This is a genomic window from Rhodococcus sp. MurmanLake-1 (assembly GCF_056945715.1).
This window is the reverse complement of the sequence record NZ_JBWZNF010000002.1, coordinates 265,372-288,588: the sequence shown is the minus strand read 5'-3', so window position 1 is coordinate 288,588 and position 23,217 is coordinate 265,372. Positions and strand designations below refer to the sequence as shown.

At 62.7% G+C, this 23,217-nt stretch carries 26 protein-coding genes; 11 read left to right on the top strand and 15 right to left on the bottom strand.

All coding sequences use genetic code 11. The features are described from left to right. Window positions 1–74: 74 nt before the first annotated feature. Together AC2ETI_RS07710 and AC2ETI_RS07705 are read right to left on the bottom strand one after the other, a co-directional pair. Complete coding sequence (locus AC2ETI_RS07710) at window positions 75–1,304, bottom strand: acyl-CoA dehydrogenase family protein (protein WP_007733810.1); 1,230 nt, start codon at window positions 1,302–1,304, stop codon at window positions 75–77. Window positions 1,305–1,395: 91 nt separating this feature from the next. Beyond that, the gene (locus tag AC2ETI_RS07705) at window positions 1,396–2,697 is read right to left on the bottom strand and encodes an alpha/beta hydrolase (protein ID WP_483633749.1); all 1,302 of its coding nucleotides are present in this window, start codon (window positions 2,695–2,697) and stop codon (window positions 1,396–1,398) included. Window positions 2,698–2,783: 86 nt separating this feature from the next. Here AC2ETI_RS07705 and AC2ETI_RS07700 point away from each other — a divergent pair, with 86 nt between their 5' ends. Beyond that, complete coding sequence (locus AC2ETI_RS07700) at window positions 2,784–3,395, top strand: phosphoribosylanthranilate isomerase (protein WP_336503613.1); 612 nt, start codon at window positions 2,784–2,786, stop codon at window positions 3,393–3,395. Here the strand turns inward: AC2ETI_RS07700 and AC2ETI_RS07695 are convergent. Continuing rightward, window positions 3,383–4,309, bottom strand: a complete 927-nt coding sequence (locus AC2ETI_RS07695; protein WP_483633748.1) for a hypothetical protein — start codon at window positions 4,307–4,309, stop codon at window positions 3,383–3,385. The two genes, AC2ETI_RS07700 and AC2ETI_RS07695, sit on opposite strands and share 13 nt — an antisense overlap. 213 nt (window positions 4,310–4,522) lie before the next feature. Here AC2ETI_RS07695 and AC2ETI_RS07690 point away from each other — a divergent pair, with 213 nt between their 5' ends. After that, window positions 4,523–5,296, top strand: a complete 774-nt coding sequence (locus tag AC2ETI_RS07690) for an SDR family oxidoreductase (protein WP_483633747.1) — start codon at window positions 4,523–4,525, stop codon at window positions 5,294–5,296. A 32-nt stretch (window positions 5,297–5,328) separates the two neighbouring features. Here AC2ETI_RS07690 and AC2ETI_RS07685 read toward each other — a convergent pair whose 3' ends face one another. Further along, window positions 5,329–5,760, bottom strand: a complete 432-nt coding sequence (locus AC2ETI_RS07685) for a nuclear transport factor 2 family protein (protein WP_113682483.1) — start codon at window positions 5,758–5,760, stop codon at window positions 5,329–5,331. After that, window positions 5,757–6,680, bottom strand: coding sequence for an alpha/beta fold hydrolase (locus tag AC2ETI_RS07680; RefSeq protein WP_019745115.1), 924 nt, complete (start codon window positions 6,678–6,680; stop codon window positions 5,757–5,759). The genes AC2ETI_RS07685 and AC2ETI_RS07680 overlap by 4 nt, the downstream gene beginning before the upstream one ends. Window positions 6,681–6,791: 111 nt before the next feature. Between AC2ETI_RS07680 and AC2ETI_RS07675 the strand changes: the two genes are divergently transcribed. Then, on the top strand, window positions 6,792–7,793 hold the full coding sequence (locus AC2ETI_RS07675; protein ID WP_483633746.1) for an NADP-dependent oxidoreductase: 1,002 nt from the start codon (window positions 6,792–6,794) through the stop codon (window positions 7,791–7,793). Between the two features lie 55 nt (window positions 7,794–7,848). Here AC2ETI_RS07675 and AC2ETI_RS07670 read toward each other — a convergent pair whose 3' ends face one another. Together AC2ETI_RS07670 and AC2ETI_RS07665 are read right to left on the bottom strand one after the other, a co-directional pair. Beyond that, on the bottom strand, window positions 7,849–8,997 hold the full coding sequence (locus AC2ETI_RS07670) for a CaiB/BaiF CoA transferase family protein (RefSeq protein ID WP_020908949.1): 1,149 nt from the start codon (window positions 8,995–8,997) through the stop codon (window positions 7,849–7,851). Continuing rightward, entirely contained in the window at window positions 8,994–10,166 is a 1,173-nt protein-coding gene (locus tag AC2ETI_RS07665; RefSeq protein WP_046380332.1) for an acyl-CoA dehydrogenase family protein, read from the bottom strand. The genes AC2ETI_RS07670 and AC2ETI_RS07665 overlap by 4 nt, the downstream gene beginning before the upstream one ends. A 170-nt stretch (window positions 10,167–10,336) precedes the next feature. On the opposite strand from AC2ETI_RS07665, the gene AC2ETI_RS07660 reads away from it, so the two are divergent. After that, entirely contained in the window at window positions 10,337–11,407 is a 1,071-nt protein-coding gene (locus AC2ETI_RS07660; RefSeq protein ID WP_283308335.1) for a LacI family DNA-binding transcriptional regulator, read from the top strand. A 4-nt stretch (window positions 11,408–11,411) separates the two neighbouring features. On the opposite strand, the gene AC2ETI_RS07655 is transcribed toward AC2ETI_RS07660, so the two are convergent. The 3 genes from AC2ETI_RS07655 to AC2ETI_RS07645 are packed head-to-tail and all read right to left on the bottom strand — an operon-like array spanning window position 11,412 to window position 13,422. Continuing rightward, window positions 11,412–11,963 carry an SRPBCC family protein gene (locus AC2ETI_RS07655; protein ID WP_020970638.1) on the bottom strand — a complete coding sequence of 184 codons (552 nt, stop codon included), beginning with the start codon at window positions 11,961–11,963 and terminating at the stop codon, window positions 11,412–11,414. Between the two features lie 50 nt (window positions 11,964–12,013). Beyond that, window positions 12,014–12,661 carry an alpha/beta hydrolase family protein gene (locus AC2ETI_RS07650; protein WP_483633745.1) on the bottom strand — a complete coding sequence of 216 codons (648 nt, stop codon included), beginning with the start codon at window positions 12,659–12,661 and terminating at the stop codon, window positions 12,014–12,016. Next, window positions 12,658–13,422 carry an MBL fold metallo-hydrolase gene (locus AC2ETI_RS07645; RefSeq protein ID WP_428690920.1) on the bottom strand — a complete coding sequence of 255 codons (765 nt, stop codon included), beginning with the start codon at window positions 13,420–13,422 and terminating at the stop codon, window positions 12,658–12,660. Before AC2ETI_RS07645 ends, AC2ETI_RS07650 begins: the two co-directional genes overlap by 4 nt. A gap of 19 nt (window positions 13,423–13,441) precedes the next feature. On the opposite strand from AC2ETI_RS07645, the gene AC2ETI_RS07640 reads away from it, so the two are divergent. Then, on the top strand, window positions 13,442–14,566 hold the full coding sequence (locus AC2ETI_RS07640) for an alpha/beta hydrolase (protein ID WP_483633744.1): 1,125 nt from the start codon (window positions 13,442–13,444) through the stop codon (window positions 14,564–14,566). On the opposite strand, the gene AC2ETI_RS07635 is transcribed toward AC2ETI_RS07640, so the two are convergent. Then, window positions 14,502–15,092, bottom strand: coding sequence for a TetR/AcrR family transcriptional regulator (locus AC2ETI_RS07635; RefSeq protein ID WP_019745124.1), 591 nt, complete (start codon window positions 15,090–15,092; stop codon window positions 14,502–14,504). The two genes, AC2ETI_RS07640 and AC2ETI_RS07635, sit on opposite strands and share 65 nt — an antisense overlap. A gap of 129 nt (window positions 15,093–15,221) precedes the next feature. Here AC2ETI_RS07635 and AC2ETI_RS07630 point away from each other — a divergent pair, with 129 nt between their 5' ends. From AC2ETI_RS07630 to AC2ETI_RS07605, 6 genes are all read left to right on the top strand, one after another. Then, window positions 15,222–16,217, top strand: coding sequence for a patatin-like phospholipase family protein (locus AC2ETI_RS07630; RefSeq protein WP_047889620.1), 996 nt, complete (start codon window positions 15,222–15,224; stop codon window positions 16,215–16,217). 13 nt (window positions 16,218–16,230) lie between these two features. Next, entirely contained in the window at window positions 16,231–17,772 is a 1,542-nt protein-coding gene (locus tag AC2ETI_RS07625) for a flavin-containing monooxygenase (RefSeq protein ID WP_483633743.1), read from the top strand. Beyond that, on the top strand, window positions 17,769–18,647 hold the full coding sequence (locus AC2ETI_RS07620) for an SDR family oxidoreductase (protein ID WP_483633742.1): 879 nt from the start codon (window positions 17,769–17,771) through the stop codon (window positions 18,645–18,647). The genes AC2ETI_RS07625 and AC2ETI_RS07620 overlap by 4 nt, the downstream gene beginning before the upstream one ends. 19 nt (window positions 18,648–18,666) lie before the next feature. After that, complete coding sequence (locus AC2ETI_RS07615) at window positions 18,667–19,185, top strand: GNAT family N-acetyltransferase (RefSeq protein ID WP_020908958.1); 519 nt, start codon at window positions 18,667–18,669, stop codon at window positions 19,183–19,185. Window positions 19,186–19,275: 90 nt separating this feature from the next. Then, window positions 19,276–19,686 carry a hypothetical protein gene (locus AC2ETI_RS07610; RefSeq protein ID WP_020970646.1) on the top strand — a complete coding sequence of 137 codons (411 nt, stop codon included), beginning with the start codon at window positions 19,276–19,278 and terminating at the stop codon, window positions 19,684–19,686. Then, window positions 19,686–19,874 carry a helix-turn-helix transcriptional regulator gene (locus tag AC2ETI_RS07605; RefSeq protein ID WP_019745129.1) on the top strand — a complete coding sequence of 63 codons (189 nt, stop codon included), beginning with the start codon at window positions 19,686–19,688 and terminating at the stop codon, window positions 19,872–19,874. The genes AC2ETI_RS07610 and AC2ETI_RS07605 overlap by 1 nt, the downstream gene beginning before the upstream one ends. A gap of 23 nt (window positions 19,875–19,897) precedes the next feature. Here AC2ETI_RS07605 and AC2ETI_RS07600 read toward each other — a convergent pair whose 3' ends face one another. The 4 genes from AC2ETI_RS07600 to AC2ETI_RS07585 form a co-directional block, all read right to left on the bottom strand. After that, a complete protein-coding gene (locus AC2ETI_RS07600; RefSeq protein WP_021345436.1) occupies window positions 19,898–20,125 on the bottom strand; it encodes a hypothetical protein in 228 nt (75 codons plus the stop codon). A gap of 81 nt (window positions 20,126–20,206) precedes the next feature. Then, window positions 20,207–21,034 (bottom strand): ABC transporter ATP-binding protein, encoded by an 828-nt coding sequence (locus AC2ETI_RS07595; RefSeq protein ID WP_019745131.1) that lies wholly within the window; start codon window positions 21,032–21,034, stop codon window positions 20,207–20,209. Further along, window positions 21,018–22,133: a taurine ABC transporter substrate-binding protein gene (locus AC2ETI_RS07590; protein WP_483633741.1), complete on the bottom strand. Its 1,116-nt coding sequence runs from the start codon at window positions 22,131–22,133 to the stop codon at window positions 21,018–21,020. Before AC2ETI_RS07590 ends, AC2ETI_RS07595 begins: the two co-directional genes overlap by 17 nt. Continuing rightward, window positions 22,130–22,987 (bottom strand): ABC transporter permease, encoded by an 858-nt coding sequence (locus tag AC2ETI_RS07585; protein ID WP_483633740.1) that lies wholly within the window; start codon window positions 22,985–22,987, stop codon window positions 22,130–22,132. Before AC2ETI_RS07585 ends, AC2ETI_RS07590 begins: the two co-directional genes overlap by 4 nt. Between the last annotated feature and the right edge of the window lie 230 nt (window positions 22,988–23,217).

Below are 23,217 nucleotides of genomic sequence, written 5' to 3'. Positions count from 1 at the left end.
GCGCGGTGTCGCCGACCGCAGCAAGACTATCCGGTTCCTGCTGCGGTCGACCGACCAGCGAAAACGTTCCGGTGTCAGCCCAGGAGGCCCTTGGCGATATGGGTGACCTGAATTTCGTTGCTGCCCGCATAGATCATGAGCGACTTGGCATCACGCGCCAACTGCTCCACTCGGTACTCGGCCATGTAGCCGTTTCCACCGAACAGCTGCACGGCTTCCATCGCGACCTCGGTCGCTGCGCGCGACGAGTACAGCTTCATCGCCGACGCCTCCGCCAGGCTCACTTTGTCTCCGGCCGCGGTGCGTTCGATCGCGTTGAAGACCATGTTCTGCACGTTGATTCGAGCGACCTCCATCTCGGCGAGCTTGAGCTGGATGAGCTGGAACTGCCCGATCTCACGTCCCCACAGTTTGCGGGACTTCGCGTATTCGATGCTCAGACGGTGGCATTCGTTGATGATGCCGAGCGAGAGCGATGCGATGCCGATGCGTTCGGCGGCAAAGCTCTCCTTGGCGCTGGACTTTCCGTCGGACTTTCCGCTGTCCTCGGTTTCGCCGAGCAGACGATCCTTGGTGATGCGGACGTTGTCGAAGAACAGCTCACCGGTGGGCGAGGAGTTCATTCCCATCTTCTTGAACGGCGGGCTCTGCGTGAGCCCCTCCATGCCCTTGTCGAGGATGAAGGCGAGCACCTTGCGGTCACGACGATCAACCGAAGCGTCCCCCTCGTCGAGCTTTGCGTAGACGATCATCACGTCGGCGTACGGACCGTTGGTGATGAAGGTCTTGTTGCCGTTGAGGATGTAGTCGTCACCGTCGCGGCGTACGTAGGACTTCATACCGCCGAAGGCATCCGAGCCGGAGTCCGGTTCGGTGATCGCCCATGCACCGACGGTTTCGAATGTCACCAAGCCGGGGAGCCAGCGTTCCTTCTGCGCGAGTGTGCCGCGGCTGCGGATAGTTCCAGCGGCCAATCCGAGGCTGACGCCCAACGACGCGACAAGACCGAGGCTGACGCCGGCCAATTCGCTGTTGAGCACAACGCCCATGCTGCCGGCGCCACTGAAGGCGCTCGACTTCTCACCGTCACCGGACGGAGCATCGCCGCGCTCGCGTGCGAGCGACTTCTCGAGGCCCTCGCGTGCCATGTCGGCCAGACCGAAGGTCGAGTACAGCTTGCGAATGATGTCGAACGGCGGCAGCGCACCACTTTCGAGCTCGTCGACGTGAGGTCGCACCTCTTTGTCGATAAAGCCCCGCAAGGCGTCGCGGAACATCAGGTCGGTGTCGGACCACTCGTACATGTGCCTGAACTCCAGTCGGTGAACGATCGAGAGACTGCCGAACGGCAGCCACACACCGAATATAGAACACGTTCCAAAACCGGAACAGGATTCAGCTGATCAGTCCCATTCGCTGCGAGATCCACGTCAGCTCCTGCTCGACGCCGGCCGACCACACCGAAAAGCTGTGACCACCGGGAAGCTCGAGATACCTGGCGTCCATTCCGGCCGCTTTGGCCGCTTCGTACACCTTTTGCTGGCCGGGCTTGAACTCGTTGTCATCTGTTCCGACCACAAACACTCCGCCCGAGTTCGGGAACTTCCGGGTCGCCAGCAGGTCCATCGGATTCACCTTCACGAATGCCGCCTCGTCGCCGCCGAATATCTCGTCGACGGTTCGCTGTCGGTCACCGAGCGAGGGCTCCAACTGACCGGAGAGATCGAGGAACGTCGGATACACGTCGGGGTAGTTGGTAGCCATCTGCAGCGAGCAGGTACCGCCGTAAGAGAGTCCGCCGATGGCCCACGCCCTCGGGTTCGTGTCGATCTGGAACGCCTTCGCCACTGCAGCGGGCAAGTCCTTTGCCAGGTACGTGCCGACCTTGCCCTGCGACGAGTCGGTGCACAGCGGATTGGCCATCTGCGAACCTGTTCCATCGGCTATCACGACGACCGGAGCCAACCCCTCGTGATCCCGGGCAAAAGCATCCATTGTCGCGGTGAGCTTTCCGCCCTGGAGCCAGTCCTCGGGCTTGCCAGGCTGACCGGCCATGAGCACCAGGACGGGCAGTAGTGGACGCGGATTGGTGAAGTACGACGGCGGCAGATACACCTGGGCATCGCGCGCGGAGAATCCCGAAATCGTTCCGGGAACAGGCAAAGTCGTGACTCGTCCGCGAATCGGCATGCCTTCCGGCGCTTTCCACACCGTGTCGGTGGGATCGCCGGTGACAACAGGATCCGTCGGACCGGGAACTTCGCTGAGTGAAATGCGGTCGAAATCGTCGTGTCCGAAGGCAATTCCCACTGTCGGGTAGGCAGCAAAGACCAGATTGATCTGCGTCGCGGCGGTGACGATGACCAGAACGGTCGCAACGACGGACACCACCGCCTTCGCGATCGTTCCGCCCGCCTTGATTCGCGGCCCGAGAAGTAGCACCGCGTAGATACCGATTCCGATCCACACGTAGATCGACATCTCGATGGGATCCGGGAACGGCACGATCACCTTTTCGACGGTGATCCAGACGGCGATCATGATCACCAGTGCGATCAGCCCCGCGATCGGTACGGCTCTGCGGTAGTACCAGCGAACGCTCGAACCGAGCAGCCACACACCACCCAGGACCCCGAGCACAGTCAGGATCACCGGCAGTGGTCCCGAGATCAAACTGATTCGGTAGAGCCAGTCCACGTCAAGCCTCTCGCACGTAGAAATGTCGCACGCACGAGGCTAGACGACCACGCTGATACGGCGACGACGCTAGTACTGTGTATCAGGTGACATTCATCAAGGTCTGTGGGCTGCGGGACGCTGACACGGTCGACCTCGCGGTGGGCCTGGGCGTCGACGCCATCGGTTTCGTCTTCGCCGAGAGCGTCCGCAAAGTCGACCCCGCACTCGCAGTCGATCTTCTTGCACGAATCCCCGAACACATCCGGGCAATCGGAGTATTTCTCGGCAACCCGATCGATCAGGTCCTCGAGATCGCCGAGATCACCGGTCTTCGTACCGTGCAGATTCACGATCTGGTCGACGCCGAGCAAGTGCAGCGCTTGCACGACGCCGGCCTCACTGTCATCCGCGCTGTTGTCTCCAGCAACGTCCGCGACGGTTACAACCTCGACCTCGGTGAGGACGAGCTCCTGATCGACGGCGCCGACGCCGGATCCGGGGTGCCGTGGAACTGGGCACAACAGCAATCACGCCCGCACGGCCAGTGGATCCTGGCGGGCGGACTGTCCCCGGAGAACGTGCGCGACGCGCTGGATGCCACCGGTGCCTGGGGCGTCGATGTCTCCAGCGGCGTCGAATCGTCGAGGGGCGTCAAGGACCACGCTTTGATCGAGAAGTTCGTCAGCGCTGTCCGGCAGAGCGATCACTCGAAATAGGACGCGTAGTCACTGAAGGCGACTTGACCGGTGGGACTCGCCTTCACGGCGTCGGCAACGGCAGGCGGAATGGGAGCCCAGTGCGCAGGCATGGCCGCCGCCAGTGACGGCTTCAAGATGTAGAGCAGTGCGAAGTTCACTATCCAGAGCGGCGGCGCCATCGACATGCCGACTTCCGAACTCACATCGCCTTTGGTGTTGGTCACCAGCTGTGCTTCTCCCGAAATCTGTTGCGCTGCAAATCCGTAGACTGCCTGCACCGTGTATGCCGACTGATAGAGCGCAATCAGAGTGTGCGTCGCACCGTTGTTGCGCAACCAGGTGCCCACAAAACCGCCAGGGGCGATCAGCGTATTCACCTGTCGCGTCGGAGCATCCGCGTTGGCCGGACTCTCCAGCAATCCGTCGGGATTCACGTACAACCCGTAACTGGCCAGAACCGACGGCGTAGTGCCGGAATAGAGGGGCCGCCCGTTCGTATTGGTGAGAATCCGAGCGCATTCGTCGATCACCTCGGCATCCTCGAGATTGCCACCGATCCCACCGCCGGTCATGAGGTCGCGATACTGCTCCTCGGTCAAAGCGTCGGCTGGCTCGAGTCCGATCTGCGCGGCAATCTCTTCCGCAGTCTGCTGACCGAGTGGCTGGTTGAGTTGATCCGGAGTAGTCATCTGCGTGGGCGCGACGCTCTCGTAGACCGGTGCCCCGGCAAAAGGGATCACGAACCCGGTATCGACATTCTCTGCAACCGGTTGCGCGCCGGCCGTCTGAGTGGTGGCAAACGAAAGTACGCACACCCCAACCAAAGCCAGAACCGAGACGGTCCCGCGATGAGACCTTGCTCGGTGAGATTCTTGTCCACGTCTACAGCCCTCGCCTGAGAAAGCCTTGCCTGCAATTCCATTGCCGCGCATAGGTCAACCTCCCGGGACACAGTCCGGCGAATCAACTCGAGCTTGCATCTCAGTCAAACGCTGTGACCAGCGCCGTGTCAAGACACTGGTCAGGTCGAGGCACCTACGGCGACAGCTCGCTCGATACAGTCGACAGCTCGCCCGCTACAGTGATGCTTCCAACTGAAGTGACCTCACCCCATTTGAATTGCAGGACATCTCTGGAGGCGAGCAGTGTCTGACAGGCGCGGGACCGTGTTGATCACCGGCGTCGGCCGGAGCAAGTCGATCGGAGCAAGCCTCGCATTGGGTCTAGCCGAGGATGGTTGGGATCTGACGATCGGCTACTGGGCGCCTTATGACGAACGCGTCGGGTTCGTCCGCGGAGCGCACGATCCGCAGGACGTTGCCGAGAAGTGTCGCGCACTCGGGAGCCGTGTCGACCTGGTTCCCGGAGATCTGGCCTCGCCGGATGCGGCCGCACAGCTCGTTGACGCTGCCGCATCGCGGAATGACCTTCGTGGGCTGGTTCTCTCGCATTGCGAAAGCGTCGACAGCTCGATCCTCGATACCACCGTCGAGAGCTGGGAACGACATTTCGCTGTCAACGCCCGCGCCTCTTGGCTGCTGATCAAAGCGTTCGCTGAACGCCTTCCGGAGCAGCGCGACGTCAGTCAGGTGACTGGGCGGATCATCGCACTCACCAGCGACCATGCGGCCCACAATCTTCCGTACGGGGCCAGCAAGGGCGCTCTCAACCGCATCGTCATCGCCGCCGCAGTCGAACTTGGGTCACGCGGTGTAAGGGCAAACGTCATCAACCCAGGACCGATCGACACAGGGTGGATGACACCGGAGATCAGACGGGCCGCAACCCTCCAGACCCCTGCCGGCCGGCTGGGTACTCCCGGCGACACTGCAGACCTCGTTCGATTTCTGATGTCCGACGCCGGAGGCTGGATAACAGGGCAACTCCTTCACTCCAACGGTGGATTCCGCACCAGCTGAGCAGGCAGACTGGGCCCGCGCCCGGACTCAGGTCAGGCCTTGTAGGTCGGTAGCGTCTGCCCGAGCCTCTTGCCCATCTCGGCAGCCAATGCGGCGAGCCCGCTGGCCGGACGCACCATGACCTCGAAATCGACGATCTTGCCGTCCTCGTCGAATTCGACCATGTCGATTCCCTTGAGGCTCTTGTCTCCGATGTTCGCACTGAATTCGAGAACGACCTGCCGACCGTTGGCTCCGGCGAACTGACGGTGGTACTCGAAATTCTCGAACACCTGGATCACCGTATTGAGAATGAGCACAACGGCATCCGCGGACTGGTACGGCTTGAATCCGGTGGGCGATCGGAACTGCGCGTCGGGCGCGACAATGGTCGGTAGTGCCGACAGGTCACCGGTTTCGATCATGTTGTGCCACAACTGCAGTGCAGCTTCAACTTTCGGTTCGAGCGTCAATTCCGTGCTCATGCTTCTACCCTTTCCTCGATGTTACCTGCCGCTTGATTTACCGGCACTTGACTTGCGACGGCCCACGCACTCAACACAGTTCGCACCCCGGTCACGAGTTGCAACGGCTGATCGATCATGACGTGATGGCCGGCTTCGGGAATCTCCGCCACGATGGCCTCCGGTCCGAACAGTCCGCGCATGTGCTCCATGAGTCGATCGGACACGATACCGTTCTCAGCTCGGAAATAGGCTACGCGGCAACGCGGTTCACTGTCGAGAACATCTTCGGCGCCAACTCGGAGAAAGAAGTTCGGATCGAATTTCCATGACCAACCGCCATCGACTTCCTCCATGGACGTGGCTGCCACATGGTCACGCACCGCAGGCAGTCCCGAATCCTGGGGCGGAACGAAGCGGAATCGACCCATCGCGTCTTCCCTGGTGGGGTAAACCTTCTTGGGGCCGAACGCATTCTGGCGTCGAGCTGCCTCCTCTTCGGGCGTCCGCGCCTTGAGTGGCGAATCGATGATGACAACGCCGTCCAACAGTTCGCCGTGCAGATGCGAGGCCACGAAGGAAACAATCCCACCCATACTGTGCCCCACCAGAATCGGCTTGCCGTCGATTCCCCCGGCCTCGGCCGCCGCCAGCACCTCGCGAGCCCACTGGGATATCGCGTAGGCATCGCGAGTGTCACTGTCTCCGTGGCCCGTCAAGTCGAGAGCGACGACGCGCCGCCCCTCGGCGAACTGCGGCGCGATGTGATCCCACCAGCGACTGTGGGCTGCGCCGCCGTGGATCAGCACAATTCCCGGCCCCGCCGACCCCCAAGCCCGAAAGTGCACCGAAGCGCCCTCGACCTCCACCGACCCCGTCTCGACCGGCGCTTCCAGCGCCCGAGTGAACCAACCAGGCGCGTCTTCGACGACATTGCTCATCGATCGAACATACATAGTCGTCAATCGGTTCATCCAACTCTTCCCAGTTCGTGATCCATCACCTATATTGAATCCGGCCTCAAGTTCAATTCGTTTCGCCGAAGGGGAGAGATGACCAACCGCCAAGTACGCCTCGCCGCCCGCCCGACAGGACTTCCCGACGCTTCCACCTGGGAATATGTCGCCGCCGAGATCCCGTCCGCCGGGCCGGGTGAGTTTGTCGTCAAGGTCGAATACCTCTCCCTCGACCCCGCGATGCGCGGTTGGCTCAACGACGTCAAGTCGTACGTTCCGCCGGTCAAGCTCGGTTCCGTCATGCGCGCCCACGGCGTCGGACGCATCACCGAATCCCAACACCCCGATTACCAGGTCGGGGACATCGTGGCGGGATCGTTCGGCGCTTCCGAGTACGGCGTGTCCGACGGAACAGATGTGACCCGGGTCGACGAATCGATCGCTCCCCTACCGACCTGGCTCGGAGCACTCGGATTCCCCGGCGTCACCGCATATTTCGGACTGCTCGACGTCGGAAAGCTGAAAGACGGTGACACCGTCGTCGTATCCGGTGCTGCGGGTGCGGTCGGCAGCCTGGTCGGTCAGATCGCAAAGCTCCACGGATGCAAGGTCATCGGCATCGCCGGCGGTCCGGAGAAGTGCGCGTGGCTCACCGAGGACCTCGGCTTCGATGTCGCCATCGACTACAAGAACGAATCCGTCTACAAGGCGCTCAAGTCCAACGCTCCCGACGGTATCGACGTGTACTTCGACAACGTCGGCGGAGAAATTCTCGACGCTGCTCTCTCCCGATTGCGCCTGGGCGCTCGGGTGGTCATCTGCGGCGCCATCGCGGGTTACAACGCCACCGAGCCTCAGCCAGGCCCCGCGCACTATCTGTCACTTCTCGTCAATCGGGCCACGATGGCCGGCTTCGTGGTCTTCGACTACCTCGATCGCTACGCAGAAGCGCAGGAGCAGATCGGAAAGTGGATCAAGAGTGGCGAATTGACTGCCCGCGAGCACGTCGTCGACGGGGGTATCGACGCGTTCGGCGACAGCCTCAATCTTCTCTTCGCCGGTGCGAACACCGGAAAGCTGGTCCTGAAGGTCAGCTGAGTCACCCACACACGCAGATCGGCCACCGGGTATTCCGGTGGCCGATTCGCTTGGGTCAACTGACTCCCGACGGAGTGGGAACGCTGTCCTCCCCCAACCGCGGCGGGGCCGACCGATAGGTTGCCGGCGTGCCGCTCATCCGAATCGGATTGGCTACCTGCCGGGTCGGTGCATCGCGACGCGGGTCGTCGATGGACACCACCGGATCGAGATTCAGTCGCTCCGCCAGCGCTATCGCGTCGGCGATGTCGTTGAGAGGTCCACACGGGACACCTCGCTCGGTCAGCGCCTCGAACCACGAGTCTGCAGTGCCCTTGGCCAACGCAGCAGTGACGGCATCGAACAACTCTTCTCGATGCGCGACCCGATCCCGGTTCGAGATGAACCGCACATCCGCGGCAAGTTCGGGAACTCCGAGAACCTCTGTCAACGAACCGAATTGCCGGTCATTGCCGACAGCGAGGACCAGTGGACGGTCCGCGGTGTCGAATACCTCATATGGTGCGATGCTCGGATGTCGATTGCCCATCGCCTGAGGCACCACGCCCGCGGCAACGTAGCCGGACGACTGGTTGGCGAGCGCGGACAGCAACGAGGACAACAGATTGACCTCGACGTGCTGTCCTTCGCCCGTTCGATCGCGATGGCGCAGCGCTGCAAGGATTCCCACGCTGGCGTGTAGGCCCGTGATGACGTCGACCACCGCGACGCCGACCTTGGTGGGAGTCTTGGAATCGGGGCCGGTGATACTCATCAATCCGCCCACCGCCTGGATCAACAGGTCGTATCCCGGCAAAGAGTTGTTGCCACCGAAGCCACTGATCGAGCAGTAGACCGCACGCGGATTCATTTCTCGCACAGAGTCGTAGCCCAATCCCAGCCGGTCCATCGTTCCCGGCAGGAAGTTCTGAACCACTACATCCGCGCCGCGAACCAACTCACGCGCACTCTCCAGATCCTCCTGCTCGCGCAGATCCAGAGTGACCGACTTCTTGTTGCGGTTCACCGACAGGAAGTAACTCGACTCGTCCCCGACCCATGGCGGACCCCAACTACGAGTGTCGTCGCCGACACCCGGACGTTCGATCTTGACTACCTCCGCGCCGAGGTCGGCGAGAATCATCGTGGCGTACGGGCCGGCGAGGACGCGACCGAAATCAGCGATCACCAGCCCGTCGAGTGCTCCGACAGCGTCGACCGTCACCGGAACGCTTCTTCACCGGTGAGAGCGCGACCGATCACGAGCTGGTGAACCTCGGAGGTGCCCTCGTAGGTGAGAACGGATTCGAGGTTGTTGGCGTGCCGAATCACGGGGTACTCGAGCGTGATGCCGTTGGCGCCCAAAATGGTGCGGCATTCACGGGCGATCTTGATGGCCTCGCGGACATTGTTGAGCTTGCCGGTGCTGACCTGCTCGGGGCGAACCGTCCCGGCGTCCTTGAGGCGTCCGAGGTGGATGGCAAGCAACTGCCCCTTGCCCAATTCGACTGCCATGTCGGCGATCTTGGCCTGGGTGATCTGGTACGCAGCGAGCGACTTGTCGAAGACCTTGCGATCACGCGCGTAGGAAATCGCGGTCTCGAGGCAGTCACGTGCGGCACCCATCGCGCCGAAGATGATGCCGAAGCGTGCCTCGTTGAGGCAGCCGAGGGGCCCGGAAAGTCCGCGTGCCTTGGGCAGCATCGCCGAGGCAGGAAGACGCACGTCCTCGAGCACCAGTTCCGAGGTGACCGACGCGCGCAGCGACATCTTGTTCTTGATCTCGGGGGCGGAGAATCCCGGAGTGTCGGTGGGAACGACAAATCCGCGCACGCCGTCGTCTGTTCGCGCCCAGACCACGGCGACGTCCGCGATGGAGCCGTTGGTGATCCACATCTTGGTGCCGTTGAGGATCCAGTCGTCGCCGTCGCGCTTGGCGTTGGTTCGCATACCGCCGGGGTTGGATCCGAAATCGGGTTCCGTGAGACCGAAGCAGCCGATGGCTTCACCCGCCGCCATCCGGGGGAGCCATTCTTCCTTCTGCTCTTCACTTCCGTTGTGGTGGATCGCGAACATGGCCAGTGAGCCCTGGACCGAGACGAGGCTGCGAATGCCCGAATCGACAGCTTCGAGTTCCTGGCAGGCCAACCCGTACGCCGTGGCGCTCATTCCGGCACAGCCGTAGCCCTCGAGGTGCATGCCCAGAACGCCGAGCGCGCCCAGTTCCTTGGCCAGTTCACGCGCCGGCAGTGCTGCCGCTTCGAACCATTCGCCTATGTGCGGGCGGATGCGATCGTCGACCATCTTGCGGACCGTGTCGCGGATCGCGATCTCCTCGGCGTCCAGCAGGGTGTCGATGGCAAAAAGCTCGGACAGGGACTGCGGCGTGGTCACGGGGCCTCCAGTGTTCTCGGGCGCAATCCTTTGCGAGAACGATTGCGCAATCGTTTGCATCACTTAGAGTAGAGCCCGGTTGCACACCCGTCAATCCCCGGACAGCCAACCGACTCAGAACCAACTCAGAACCAACTCAGAACCGACGCACACCAGGAGCCCCGACGCAGATGACGCCCGATCCGTCGAACCGCAGCAACGGCCGTCCGCCAACGCTGCGCGAAATCGCCGACCAGGCCGGGGTCCACATCTCGACGGCGTCGCGGGTCCTCCGTCAGCCCGAGCCCGCCGACGGTTGGTCCGACTCCGCACTCCGAGTTCGTCAGGTTGCCGAGGAACTCGGTTACCAACCGAACCTGTGGGCGGCCAGCCTGCGTACCCGCAAGACCACCACCATCGGCGTCGTGATGCCGAGGCTGACGGACGTCGTGGTGGCCACGATGTTCCAAGGCATCGAGGAAGCCGCCACCGCAGCCGGGTACTCCGTCCTGCTCTCCAGCCCACCCGACGATCTGGACGCGCAGCGCAAAGCGGTCGAGTTCCTGGTCAGCCGACAGGTCGACGGTCTCATGCTGAGCAGCATCCACCTGCCGGGTACCGATTTCGTCGACTCGCTCCCCCTGCGCGCATTGCCGATCCTGCTGCTGAACCGGCACACCGACTCGGCGACGTCGTCTCCGAACCGAGGTCTTCCCTTTGTCAGCGGCGACGACCGCCTCGGCGGCTACCTCGCGGGGAAGCATCTACTGGACTGCGGCTATCGCGATCTCGGAGTGATCGCGGGGCCGGATCACGCCAGCACGTCGCGGGAACGCGTCGCGGGTTTCCGCGATGCCCTGACCGAAGCCGGTCTGGAACTGCCGCCGAACCGAATAGTGGCGTCCGAGTTCGAAGTTCAAGGGGGTGTCGATGCGGCGGCCACATTGCTCGGTGGAGATTCACGCCCCGACGCCGTCTTCACGGTGAGCGACACCATCGCGATCGGCGTACTCGGTGTGGCCCGTGATCTCGGGTTGAGCATTCCCGACGATCTTGCGCTGGTCGGCTACAACGACATTCCGGTTGTCTCGCAACTCCCGGTGCCCCTGACAACGGTGAGGTCCCCCGCCCGAAAGATCGGCGCGACCGGGCTCGAGCACCTACTCGCACTGATCTCCGGCAAGAACGTCGAATCCGTGAAACTTCCCGTCGAACTGATCGTGCGAGCCTCCACCAGAAAGCCTGCCAGTCGCAAACTCTGAGCAGCTACCAAACCTGAGATTCGTCGATGCCCAACTGTCGCGCGTAACCGGAGTTGAGTGCGTCCCAACCGTACTCGCGCGCCCGTTCGCCCACGATCGGTCCGAAGGGCTCGCCTGCCAGAAGGGCATCGAGTACGTCGAAGCACAAATGCCACCCGGCAGCGAGTGCCGACGCCATCCCCTCGGCGCGCGACCTCTGCGTCAGTACGACGCGGGTGCCGCCCTCGACCGAGGTCAGGTCCCACACCAATTCGTCCGGGCCCCACTCGTGTTCGAGCCGCCGAGTGGTCTCCACAACGTGAACGGTGACCGGCAGCGACATTTCGGGGGCTCCGTCCTCGGTGAGCATGGTGATCACGGCGTCACCGGTACGGCTCAGATTCCGATCGGCGGTGTACGGCGTCCATTGCGCCAACATCTCCGGGTCGGTGATCGCCTCCCACACCTTCTCGACGGGATACGGCAGCACCCGAGGGAAGCTGACGACTGTGTCGTCCCCGTCGACGCTCACCGTGACGTCGGACAGGGCACTGGGCTGATACGGCTGGGCACTCATGATTCGATCTCACCAGGAACCACCGACACGGGCAACTGCCCGCTCGGCGTTCAGAACACGAACAAAGCCGATGCGGCCGCGACTGTCGCCTCCACCACCGGAAATTTCACCACGGACAAGTCGTGTCGTGCTCCTTCGAACTCCACCAGACGTGTCGCGGCGGGAACCAGGTCGAGTGCTGCCTGTATCTCCTCCGTCGTCGCGAACTCGTCCTTCGATCCGTGGACGACAACGGTCGGTGTGTTCAGGTCGGGCAGGTGTTCGGTTCTGAGCTTCTCGGGCTTCTTCGGTGGATGCAGTGGATAGGACAGCAGGACCAGGCCGTCGACAAGTCCCGGGTTCTCCGCTGCCAGCATCGACGCCTGCCGACCGCCGTACGAATGTCCGCCGAGCAGAACGGGTCCGGGCACCGAGTAGTCCGAGCGAACAGCGGTAATCACCTCGGCAATGCCCGCGCGATCCTCCGCAGCACGCGACGGATGCGGCGGCCCCGAAGCTCGACGCACCCGAAACGCGAGATCGAAGCGCAGAACTTGCACTCCTGCTGCAGCAAAGCCGTCGGCGACAGCACGCAACAGCACAGTGTCGCAATTACTTCCGGCGCCGTGGGTCAATGCCAGGGTTGCGACGGGCACTGACTCGGGGCGGTGCAGGAAACCGTGCACCGCGCCTTCGTCGACCGCTTCGACAGTACTCATGGACGCATCCTTGTCCGGCCCGCTCGGGCCTGTTCGACTGCGGCAGCCAAGCTGCCTTCGTAGACCGGCCCGTGTCCGGGAAACAGCGCGCCGGCGGGCGCAGCGGCAATATTGTCCAACGCCTGGTCCGTCGCTCCACGGTCATGGTTGAAGGGGCACACCAGAAATTGTGGTCCGGCGACACTCGAGGTCGCGTGCCCGGTCACCAGAGCGTCACCCGACGCGATGACTCCTGCGTCGGGAACAAGGTAAGCGCTGTGGCCGTCGGTATGCCCGTGGGTAGGAATCGGCACGATCCGACCGGGAACGTCCAGCGCACCACCTGGCGCAAAGGCCTGTGCTCGAGGCAGTTCCGCGCCTTTCAACGCGCCTGCTCCGATCACGTCGCGTAGCCACTTCGGAGCGCCTCGCCGCCACAACAGCAACGGAACTTTGGCCGGCGACAACTGCTGCAGGTACTCCCGCTTCGCGTGGGGCACTTCCAACGGATCCATCAGGACCGGAACCTCGAGCCGAGTCACGATGTCCGCGATTCCACCGATGTGATCGACATGCGCGTGAGTGACGAGGATTGCCCGAACATCCCCGAGCTGGTGACCGATCTGCTCGATCGAGCGTTCGACGTCGGCGCCGTTGGCCGGGTATCCGCCGTCGATCAACGTCAGATCGGACCCCTCTTCGACCAGGACCCAATTGGCGTGACCGCAACGAACCAGATGTGTGTTCTCGATCTGCGTGATCGACAGTGCCGCAGTAGTCATGCTTGGTAGTCTGCGCCACGTGTCGGAATCCGTGAAGCAGGCCAGCAGCCGCAGCATTCGAGATCGCGCCGAAGCGTCCTTGGTAGCAGCCGCATTCGCGCTGCCCAGCGCGGTGAAACGTCGAATCACCGGGCCACCCGTCGTCATCGAGGGCAACACGCTCGACGCCGACGCACACCTGCTGCTCACGCTCGCGAAGACGCGGCCACTCCCCTCACATTCCACCGACCCCCAGTCACTCGCCGCTGCTCGCGCCAATCTCACCCGAACCGCGATCATGATGGGTGGCAGGCCCGCGCAGGTCCGCACCGAAGAGATCTCCGTTTCGGGCGCCGACGGCCCGCTCCGCGCCCGGCTCTACGTTCCGACTGCCGACACCGGCGCTCTGCTCGCCTACTTCCACGGCGGCGGCTGGGTACAGGGCGGCATCGAATCACACGACGCTCCGTGTCGCCTGTTGGCCGAGACCTCCGGCGCACGGGTCATCTCGGTCGACTACCGGCTTTCACCCGAATTCGCTTTCCCCACACCGGTAGACGACGCCTATGCCGCGTACCAGGATATCGTCGACCGCGCCGAAGAGTTCGGGGCAGACCCGACACGCATCGCTGTCGGAGGCGACAGTGCGGGCGGGCACCTGTCCGCGACGGTGGCGTTGCGTGCCCGCGACGACGGCAAGACCCCACCGGCAGCACAGCTGTTGATCTACCCCGCTACCGACTTTCACGAGAAGGCTCCCTCGAGAACGACGTTCGGTGAAGGCTTCTTCCTGACCGAGGCCAATATGAACTTCTACGAGTCCAGCTTCCTCGGCAAGGATGCCGATCGACTCGACCCGTTGGTGTCGCCGCTACGCGCCCCCGACGTGGCCGGACTGCCACCAGTCATCGTGATCACGGCGGGGTTCGATCCACTCCGGGACGAAGGCGAAGCGTACGCAGCACGATTGCGAGACAACGGTGTTCATGTCACGGATCGACGCTACCCCGGATTCATCCACGGTTTCGTCAACGTTCTGGGGCCCAGTGCCGGATCCCGTGCAGCGGTCGCCGAGATCGGCGGCATGCTCCGCGCACTCCTCAGCCGCCCGACAAAATTTCCCGCACCGTATCCACCAGCGGATCGACGGGAAGCTCTGGGCTGATTGCGCGCTGTAGCCCCAAACCGATTCCGACGCTGAGCATTCGCAGCGCGGCTGCGTCCGGATCCAGCGTCGGCGTCACCCCGTTGGATTCCGTGAGGTGTTGGACCAATCCGGCGATCAGTCCGCGCACCTGGTCGGCACCCGCCGCGATCTTCTCCCGAATGTCCTCGCTGTGCCGCGATCTCACCGAGAACTCGACCTCGAGCAGCGTCCACCTCTGGTCCCCGATTGTTCGCTCGGCCCACCGCGCGAATTCAGCCACCGCATCGTCGAGGGTCGATTTCGCCCCGAGTTGCGCAGTGATCTCACCGACCTTGGTCAGCCTGATCCGGCCGAGAACTTCGGCACACAATTCATCCTTGTTCTTGAAATTCGAGTACACCGCCCCCTTGGAGTACCCGGCGTCCTCGGCGATCTGATCGAGAGAGGCCGCGGCGTATCCGCGATCGAGAAAGTGCTCGACGGCCGTCGCCAACAGGGTCTCGCGGGTCAGCGCCTGCGCTTCCTGCCTGGTCAATCGCGCCATCGGAACCTCCCAGTGGTCCTCGGTATCGAGATTCCCACGGTAGCCGAATACCGCGGACGGTCGTCGAGTGGAGTACTGAAACCAATTTTGGGGTACCAACGTTATTCGGATACTGATAGTCTCCGAAACATGACTTCAGATGTGACCGGTACCACCGTGCGCCAAAACAGCGCACCGAGACGCGGCTTGGCCATCGGCTGCGGCGGCACTCTCGGTTTTGCCTGGACTGTTGCCGCGCTCGCCTCGGTCCGGGATGCACTCGACTGGGACCCACGGGAAGCCACAGCCATCATCGGGACGTCCGCCGGCGCCGAGTTCGTGACGATGCTCGGCAGCGGAGTCGGTGTCGACGAGTTGGTTGCCATGCAACTCGGCAACGCCGCCGCACGCCCCGAGCTCCTCACCCACATCGCGTCGGCGCCCGGAAAGCTCCCGCCACTTCCGAGACTGGGCGTCGGCAATCCACGACTCCTCACGCGTCGAGACCTTCCGGTTCTGAGCCGGATGAGCGGCATCGCACCGGTTGGTGGCGGCGACCCGTCCTGGCTCACTACGCTCGCCGAATCACTTGCTCCGGGCGATTCGTGGCTCCCACATCCGAACGCGTACATGGTATCCATGGACTACAGAACGGGGCGACGGGTCGCATTCGGGGCACAGGGGGCTCCGAAAGTGACCGTCGGTGAAGCGCTCCGAGCGTCATGGGCGATTCCCGGCTGGTTTCCACCCGTGACGATCGACGGCGTCAGGTACATCGACGGCGGCGCCGCATCCACGGCTTCGGTAGACCTTCTGCTCCCCCTTCAACTGGACGAGCTGGTTGTACTGGCGCCCATGGCTTCTCGAACCCTGAGGCCGGCGCGCGGCGCCGCCCGTATCGAACGCAGTGCCCTGCGCAATGCCATGTCCAAGGGGCTCGATCAGGAGATCGAACTGGTCCGCTCCGCGGGTACCAGAGTCATACGAATCGATGCCACCGACGACGACCTTGCCGTGATGGGCGCCAACTTCATGGACGGCCGCCGACGGCTCGCCACCTTCGAATCATCGCTGCGTACAACACGTGCGAGCGTCAAGCGCGAACTCGATGTGCACCCGTTCCAGCCCACTCGTTCCCACCAGTGAAAGCGCAGACTCAGTGAACAACGAATCTGACCACTTCGAGGTCGTGATCATCGGCGGTGGAATTTCCGGAATCGGCGCGGCTATCCACCTGCAGCGTCTCGGAATCGACAACTTCGCACTCCTCGAGAAGGCCGACTCCCTCGGTGGAACCTGGCGCGCCAACACCTATCCCGGGTGCGCCTGCGACGTTCCATCCGGTCTGTACTCGTACTCCTTTGCCGCCAATCCGGATTGGACGCGCTTGTTCGCGGAGCAACCGGAGATCCACGAATACATCGAGAACACGGCGGGCACGCACGGAGTGGACAAACACGTTCGCTTCGGGGTCGAAATGCTCTCCGCGCGATGGGATGCGTCGCAATCACTGTGGAAAATAACAACTTCCAGCGGCGAACTGACTGCTCGCTTCGTGATAGCCGCTGCCGGCCCATGGAACGAGCCCCTGACACCGGCGATCCCCGGACTGGAAGCGTTCGAGGGAGAGGTGTTTCATTCCTCGCAGTGGAATCACGACTACGACCTGACCGGAAAACGCGTCGCCGTCGTAGGAACCGGAGCCTCGGCAGTCCAGTTCGTTCCGCGCATCGTTTCCCAGGTCTCCGCCCTTCACCTCTACCAGCGAACCGCTCAATGGGTTCTTCCCAAACCCGATCACTACGTACCGCGGATCGAAAGGTCCGTCATGCGATTCGTGCCGGGAGCACAGAAAGCCTTGCGCAGCATCGAATACGGAATCATGGAAGCGCTCGGATTGGGATTCCGTAATCCGTGGATTCTGCGAATCGTGCAGAAACTCGGGTCAGCCCAATTGCGCCTGCAGGTACGCGATCCGAAGCTGCGCAAGGCATTGACTCCCGACTACACCCTCGGTTGCAAGCGACTGCTCATGTCGAACTCGTACTATCCGGCCCTCGGCAAACCCAACGTCAGCGTCCATGCCAACGCCGTCGAGCAGATCCGCGGTAACACCGTGATCGGCGCCGACGGAGTGGAGGCGGAGGTGGACGCCATCATCTTCGGAACGGGCTTCCACATCCTCGACATGCCCATCGCATCCAAGGTATTCGACGGAGAAGGTCGATCACTCGACGATCATTGGCAGGGAAGCCCGCAGGCGTACTTCGGCTCCGCCGTCAGTGGATTCCCCAACGCGTTCATTCTGCTGGGCCCGAGCCTCGGCACCGGGCACACGTCGGCATTCATGATCTTGGAAGCCCAACTGAACTATGTGGCGCAGGCAATCGGCCACGCCCGTCGTCACGGCTGGCAGACCATCGACGTGCGAGAGGAAGTTCAGGCAGCCTTCAACTCTCAGGTTCAGGAGGCATTGGGGACCACGGTCTACAACGCCGGTGGTTGCGAAAGCTATTTCTTCGACGTCAACGGCCGCAACAGTTTCAACTGGCCGTGGTCGTCCGGCGCCATGCGTCGACGGCTACGGGACTTCGATCCGTATGCCTACAACCACACGTCGAACCCTGAGTCAGACAACACGCCCCCTGAACCCACGCCATCCGAACCCACCCCCAGTCCGGAACCGGAGTACACCGCATGAGCCTCTTCGGCACCACCTACCCGCCGATCGATCTCGACGGAGCGGTCGTCGTCATCTCGGGCGGTGGCCGCGGAATCGGCCGGGCGACAGCCAAGTTGTTCGCTACTCGCGGTGCACTCGTATGCGTCGGCGATCTCGACGAGGAGACGGCCGTCGACACAGCGGAGTCCATCGGCCCACGTGCCCGCGGTTACCTGCTGGACGTCACCTCACGCGATTCCTGGGATGTGTTCGTCTCCAAGGTGATCGGCGAATTCGGCCACATCGACATTCTCGTCAACAACGCGGGAGTGATGCCGCTCGGCAGCTTCCTCGACGAGTCCGACGCCACCAGTCGAGTCACCCTCGACGTCAACATCTGGGGGCCTATTCACGGGATGCGCGCCGTGTTGCCCGGCATGGTGGATCGACGACGCGGGCACGTCGTCAACATCGCATCGATGGCAGGCAAACTTCCGGTACCCGGGATGGCCGTGTACAACGCCAGCAAGTTCGGTGCAGTGGGTCTTTCGGCTTCTGCCCGTGTCGAATTCGCAGATTCCGGGGTCAGCGTCAGCGCGATCCTGCCCAGCGCGGTGCGGACCGGCCTCTCGTCAGGCGTGCCACTCGGAAAGGGAATGCCGACGGTTGAGCCCGAGGTAGTGGCCAAGGCCGTCGTCGACACGGTCGCGCATCGGCGAGCCGAAACTGCAGTTCCCCGTTACCTTGCGGGCTGGGATCTCGTCGACGCACTGGTCCCCGAATGGATCATCAACATCGGCCGCCGGGTGATCGACGATCGCCGCGCACTGACATCGGTAGATCCGAACGGGCGTGCGGACTACGAAAAGCGAGTGGCACGTCAGGCCGAAAACGGGGAGCACAATCCGAAGTGAACCGGGTAGTTTCGTGGCCATGTACATCCGCCGCGAAACTTCTTCCGACCGTGACGCCATCTATTCACTGCTCGGGGCGGCGTTTGCCGACCAGGCACCGCCCGGCGAGACTCCCTACGAGATCGAACTGACACGCCAACTCTTCGCCTCGGACGACTACTTACCGAAGTTGTCGCTGGTCGCCGTAGCCGGCGGTGAGATCGTCGGCTTCGTGATCGGGACACGCGGATGGGTCGGTCCCGTGGAGGCTGTTGGCCTCGGCCCGCTGGCTGTCACCCCGGGTAACCAGCGCAGCGGGGTTGGTTCGGCACTGATGCACGCGGTGGTCGGCGCGTGCGACGCCCTGGACGTGCCGCTGATCGCACTCTTGGGCAGCACCGAGTACTACCCGCGGTTCGGATTCGTCACCAGCACGGACGTCGGAGTGGAGTCTCCGGAAGCTGAGTGGGGCGCTCACTTTCAGATCAGAACGCTCACCACACATCGCGCTGATCAGACGGGGAAGTTTTCATACGCAGCGCCTTTCGGAATCGCGTGACCCGGAGCGCGATGTAAGAGTTCTTTGACATACGGCGTGCGTGAATCTACGCTCAACCCTGTCAAAGAACTCTTACATCCGGGAGGCTTCATGAGCACCACGGCACGGTGGAGCCTGGTTATCGGCATCGGCGTCGCAGTAACGCTGACCCTCGGCTTTTTCGCAGCACTGACCGCCGGCGACCAGAAGACGTTGACCTTCGTCGTCTTCGCAATCGTCATGGCGCCGGCTTGCATCGGATCGGTATGGGCCCTTTTCCCATCGGAAAAGAACAAGGCTCCCGCCTATCCCGAGGACACCGTCGAAACAGAATGGAGTCGCAAGGCCGGATTCGGCGCGTTCACAGACTTGATCACTGCCATGGGAATCGCGCTGATCGCGCACAATGTCTTCGGCGCTCCCGAACTGCCGCTCCTGATCTTCACTGCCCTCGGCCTGGTCGACTTCGGAATTCGGTACTGGGCGGTGTCGAGGGACCGCGCCCCCACGATCGAGATCTGATGCGCAACAACCTTCAAGAACTTCGTACGGCAGCCGGATTGTCACAGCAAGCGTGCGCCGACGCACTCGGAATCACGCGCCAAACCGTCATCTCGATCGAGAAGGGCCACTTCGACCCGCGTCTGTCGCTGGCGTTCCGAATCGCCGAGTACTTCGACAAACGCGTCGACGACGTCTTCTCCAGCTGACGCCGTCTCGGGCTGACAGAAGGTCAGTCGAACAGGGTAGGCGACCCGTTTTCGTCTTTCCCGTCGTCGACCGCCGTCGTCTTCTTGCCCGAGCCCTTGCGGACGACGGTCAACGTCGTCGTTCGACGCGACAACCTGTGCCCGTCACTGTGTTCGAGCAACGCCATGCCCTGGCGAACTTCGACTACCGTCCACGGACCCGCATGGCCGGCTGCCTGCACGAGGTCACCGGACTCCACCTCAGTTGCCATGACCACTCCTTGTTCGTCGTGTCCTGCACGTTCTCCTTCCTATTATCGACGCGGCCACCTGGTAGTCGACGCGCAGGGTACCTACGCTGCAGCAGCAACCTTGACCGCATGGCCGACTTCGGCTCGAAATGCCGCGTATTCGGGTGAGCCTCGGAGATCGTCGGGATCGACGCCGGTTCGTGGCAGATCGATTTTCAGGTCCAGCGCGACCTTGCCGGGCCGGCTTGTCAGAACTACGACGCGGGAGCCGAGAAAGGCCGCCTCGTCGGCACTGTGAGTGACGAAGACACTTGTTCGCCCCGATTCGGCACTGACACTGCGGAGGTCCTCCTGCAGACGCTCGCGAGTGAGGGCGTCCAATGCGGCAAAGGGCTCGTCCAGCAACAGCAACGACGTTTCGGCCGCCAAGGCCCGGGCAATTGCCACCCGCTGCTGCTGCCCGCCGGATATTTCCCAGATACGCCGGTCCGCTGTGCCGCCCAGACCGACGCGGTCGAGAAGCTCGTCGCGCCTTCGCCCGCGTTCGCTCTTCGTCACCCCGGCATATTTGAGTGCCAGATCGATGTTGCCGCCCACCGATTTCCACGGAAACAGTCGTGGTTGCTGAAACACCACGCCGGCACTCGACCCGGGAATCGGGTCGGATCCTGATACCTGAACTGTTCCACTGGAAGGATTTTCGAAACCCGCAATCAGCCGCAGCAACGTGCTCTTGCCGCAACCCGAGGCTCCGACGAGGACCAGAAACTCACCAGGGGCGACGTCGATCGATACCGGCCCGAGTGCCGTGACGGACTCTCGACCGTGGCCGTACTTGTGCGAGACGGTGTCGATTCGGATCGCGCCCGGGCGGTCGGCAGCGAATCCTCCCGCGGCCTGCTGTGCGGTCTCGCTACTGGTCAAGGACATCGGGAAGCCCCTTCACATAGAGAGCATTCTGAAAGACCGCCAGATCAGGCACACTGTCGATCTGCTTCTGCTCGGCCAGGAATTGCGCTGCACTCTGCAGGTTCACTGCCAGATTCCCGGGAGCGCCTTCGGTGCCCAGCCATTCCGGCGAGGAGATCTGCTCGGGAGTGAGGAACACTCCCTGCTTCAGCTGCGCTGCCGCGTCTTCCTTCGAGGCGCCCAATTGCGCGGCAACAGCTTCCGCTGCCGCGTCCGGGTCCGTGGCGATCGTCGTGAGCGCGCGGGCCTGAACCTTCCGCCAGGTATCGACGACCTCGGGGTGATCCTTGGCAAACGCGGTCGACACCACACCAAGATCGAGTGTCGGCTTTCCAGCCGTCGCGAGCTCGCGGCTGGCGATCAACTGTGTTCCGTCCTTACGGAGTTCGTCGAGCGTGGGCAACCAGGTGTAGACGGCATCGATGTCACCTCGCTGCCAGGCAGCGAGGGATGCTTGCGGCTGGAGATCCACCAACTGGACGTCGTCAGCACTGAGTCCGGCCTGGTTCAGTGCTGCCAGCAGACTGTAGTGCGCGGTCGAGGCGAATGCCGTGGCCACTTTCTTGCCACGCAGATCTGCGACGGTCTTGATTCCGGTTGCTTTGCGCGCCACCAAGGCTTCGTTGTCGCCGGCCACGTCGAGAACAAACGCGACCTGGTACGGAATGTTCAGCGGTGCCGAGAGGCCACGAGCAACCGGACTCGAACCGATTGCGCCGAAATCGATTTCACCGGCGATGAAGGCGGTGTTGATGTCGGCTCCCGAATCGAACTTCGTCCACTTCACGTTGTACTCGGGCAATGCGTCTTCGAGCCAGCGATTGTTCTTGACTATCAAGTCGCCGCTCGGGAACGACTGGTAAGCGATACGGATCGTTTCCTTGGACGAATCCTGGCCCGAATGATCCACCGAGCACGCACCGAGCACAAGGGCAAGAACGCCGATCAGCACCGTGAACGCCGTCCGGGAAGCCCTTCCCTCGTTGCGGTTCGGATTGCTGTTGCGCTTCAGATTGCCGCTGGGCTCGGAAATGCTGCCATATTTCTTATTGTCGGTCATACTTTTCCCCTCCAGGGAACGGCGCGGCGCTCAGCAGCCCGCAACAGTCCGTCGATGATCAAACCGGAGAATCCGATGGCGAAGATCCCCACCAGCACTACCGGAGTGTTGTTGTAATTGCTTGCATCCTTGACCATTCCGCCGATTCCGGGGATGCCGTTGAACAATTCGGCCGCAACAACTGACGAGTACGCCATACCCACCGACAAGCGAATGCCCGTGAAAGTTTCAGGCAGCGCCGACGGGACAACCACGTCTCGGATCACTTGTGCCCGTGAGGCTCCCAGCGCCCTGGCAGCTTCGACCAGCCCGACGGGTGCCGCGACAACAGCACCTGTGGTGGCCACTGCTGCCGGCGGTAGCGCAGCCAACGCCAGAAGCGTGATCTTCGGCGCCTCGTCGATTCCCAGCCAGATCACCAGCAGGAAGAAGTACGCCAAGGGCGGCAGTGCCCGCAGGAAGGTCAACCACGGTTCGAGCAGGCTCCGCAGCCATGTCACCGATCCCATTGCCAAACCTAGGATCACGCCCAATCCGACGCCGATGATCACACCGACCAGCACCCGTCGCAGCGTCATGTAGAGGTGCTCCCAGAGCAAATACCCCTGGTAGCCGCGCACTCCGTCGTGCGTGGTCATCGTGTTGACGAAGGCATGCCAGACCGTGCTCGGAAACGGCACGAAGGTCTCACTCCAGGTGCCGCTCGCCGCGGCGACCTGCCACAAGGCCAAGAATGCGATCACGGAAAGCACCGGCAGTCCGACAGTGGTCACACTCGAAGTCCACCGCCGACGCGGTTCACGGTTCGGTTCCGCGACTGGTGTTGGTTCTATTGCTTCGACAGGAGTCGACATCGCTGTTCTTCCTCGACGTACGGAAAATTCCGGCACACATGCAGCAACGAGCGCATATGCAGGGGCGAAGGCACACAGAGCGGCGCCATTCTCACTCAGGAGAGTCGGAAGGAATCAACAGCAACAGCAGTTGGCACCAAGACGGCACAGGTCGACGGCGATGCGTCGTGTCAGTGGCGTCGTGGGCATGGGGGTAATTACTACCTGTGTCTGCAATTACCCGCAAATGC

Excerpts from the sequence above, each read along its gene's own strand:
- AC2ETI_RS07710 (WP_007733810.1), bottom strand. The coding sequence starts at position 1,304 with ATGTACGAGTGGTCCGACACCGACCTGATGTTCCGCGACGCCTTGCGG.
- AC2ETI_RS07695 (WP_483633748.1), bottom strand. The coding sequence starts at position 4,309 with ATGCGCGGCAATGGAATTGCAGGCAAGGCTTTCTCAGGCGAGGGCTGT.
- AC2ETI_RS07685 (WP_113682483.1), bottom strand. The coding sequence starts at position 5,760 with ATGAGCACGGAATTGACGCTCGAACCGAAAGTTGAAGCTGCACTGCAG.
- AC2ETI_RS07680 (WP_019745115.1), bottom strand. The coding sequence starts at position 6,680 with ATGAGCAATGTCGTCGAAGACGCGCCTGGTTGGTTCACTCGGGCGCTG.
- AC2ETI_RS07675 (WP_483633746.1), top strand. The coding sequence starts at position 6,792 with ATGACCAACCGCCAAGTACGCCTCGCCGCCCGCCCGACAGGACTTCCC.
- AC2ETI_RS07660 (WP_283308335.1), top strand. The coding sequence starts at position 10,337 with ATGACGCCCGATCCGTCGAACCGCAGCAACGGCCGTCCGCCAACGCTG.
- AC2ETI_RS07655 (WP_020970638.1), bottom strand. The coding sequence starts at position 11,963 with ATGAGTGCCCAGCCGTATCAGCCCAGTGCCCTGTCCGACGTCACGGTG.
- AC2ETI_RS07650 (WP_483633745.1), bottom strand. The coding sequence starts at position 12,661 with ATGAGTACTGTCGAAGCGGTCGACGAAGGCGCGGTGCACGGTTTCCTG.
- AC2ETI_RS07645 (WP_428690920.1), bottom strand. The coding sequence starts at position 13,422 with ATGACTACTGCGGCACTGTCGATCACGCAGATCGAGAACACACATCTG.
- AC2ETI_RS07635 (WP_019745124.1), bottom strand. The coding sequence starts at position 15,092 with ATGGCGCGATTGACCAGGCAGGAAGCGCAGGCGCTGACCCGCGAGACC.
- AC2ETI_RS07630 (WP_047889620.1), top strand. The coding sequence starts at position 15,222 with ATGACTTCAGATGTGACCGGTACCACCGTGCGCCAAAACAGCGCACCG.
- AC2ETI_RS07620 (WP_483633742.1), top strand. The coding sequence starts at position 17,769 with ATGAGCCTCTTCGGCACCACCTACCCGCCGATCGATCTCGACGGAGCG.
- AC2ETI_RS07615 (WP_020908958.1), top strand. The coding sequence starts at position 18,667 with ATGTACATCCGCCGCGAAACTTCTTCCGACCGTGACGCCATCTATTCA.
- AC2ETI_RS07610 (WP_020970646.1), top strand. The coding sequence starts at position 19,276 with ATGAGCACCACGGCACGGTGGAGCCTGGTTATCGGCATCGGCGTCGCA.
- AC2ETI_RS07605 (WP_019745129.1), top strand. The coding sequence starts at position 19,686 with ATGCGCAACAACCTTCAAGAACTTCGTACGGCAGCCGGATTGTCACAG.
- AC2ETI_RS07600 (WP_021345436.1), bottom strand. The coding sequence starts at position 20,125 with ATGGCAACTGAGGTGGAGTCCGGTGACCTCGTGCAGGCAGCCGGCCAT.
- AC2ETI_RS07595 (WP_019745131.1), bottom strand. The coding sequence starts at position 21,034 with ATGTCCTTGACCAGTAGCGAGACCGCACAGCAGGCCGCGGGAGGATTC.
- AC2ETI_RS07590 (WP_483633741.1), bottom strand. The coding sequence starts at position 22,133 with ATGACCGACAATAAGAAATATGGCAGCATTTCCGAGCCCAGCGGCAAT.
- AC2ETI_RS07585 (WP_483633740.1), bottom strand. The coding sequence starts at position 22,987 with ATGTCGACTCCTGTCGAAGCAATAGAACCAACACCAGTCGCGGAACCG.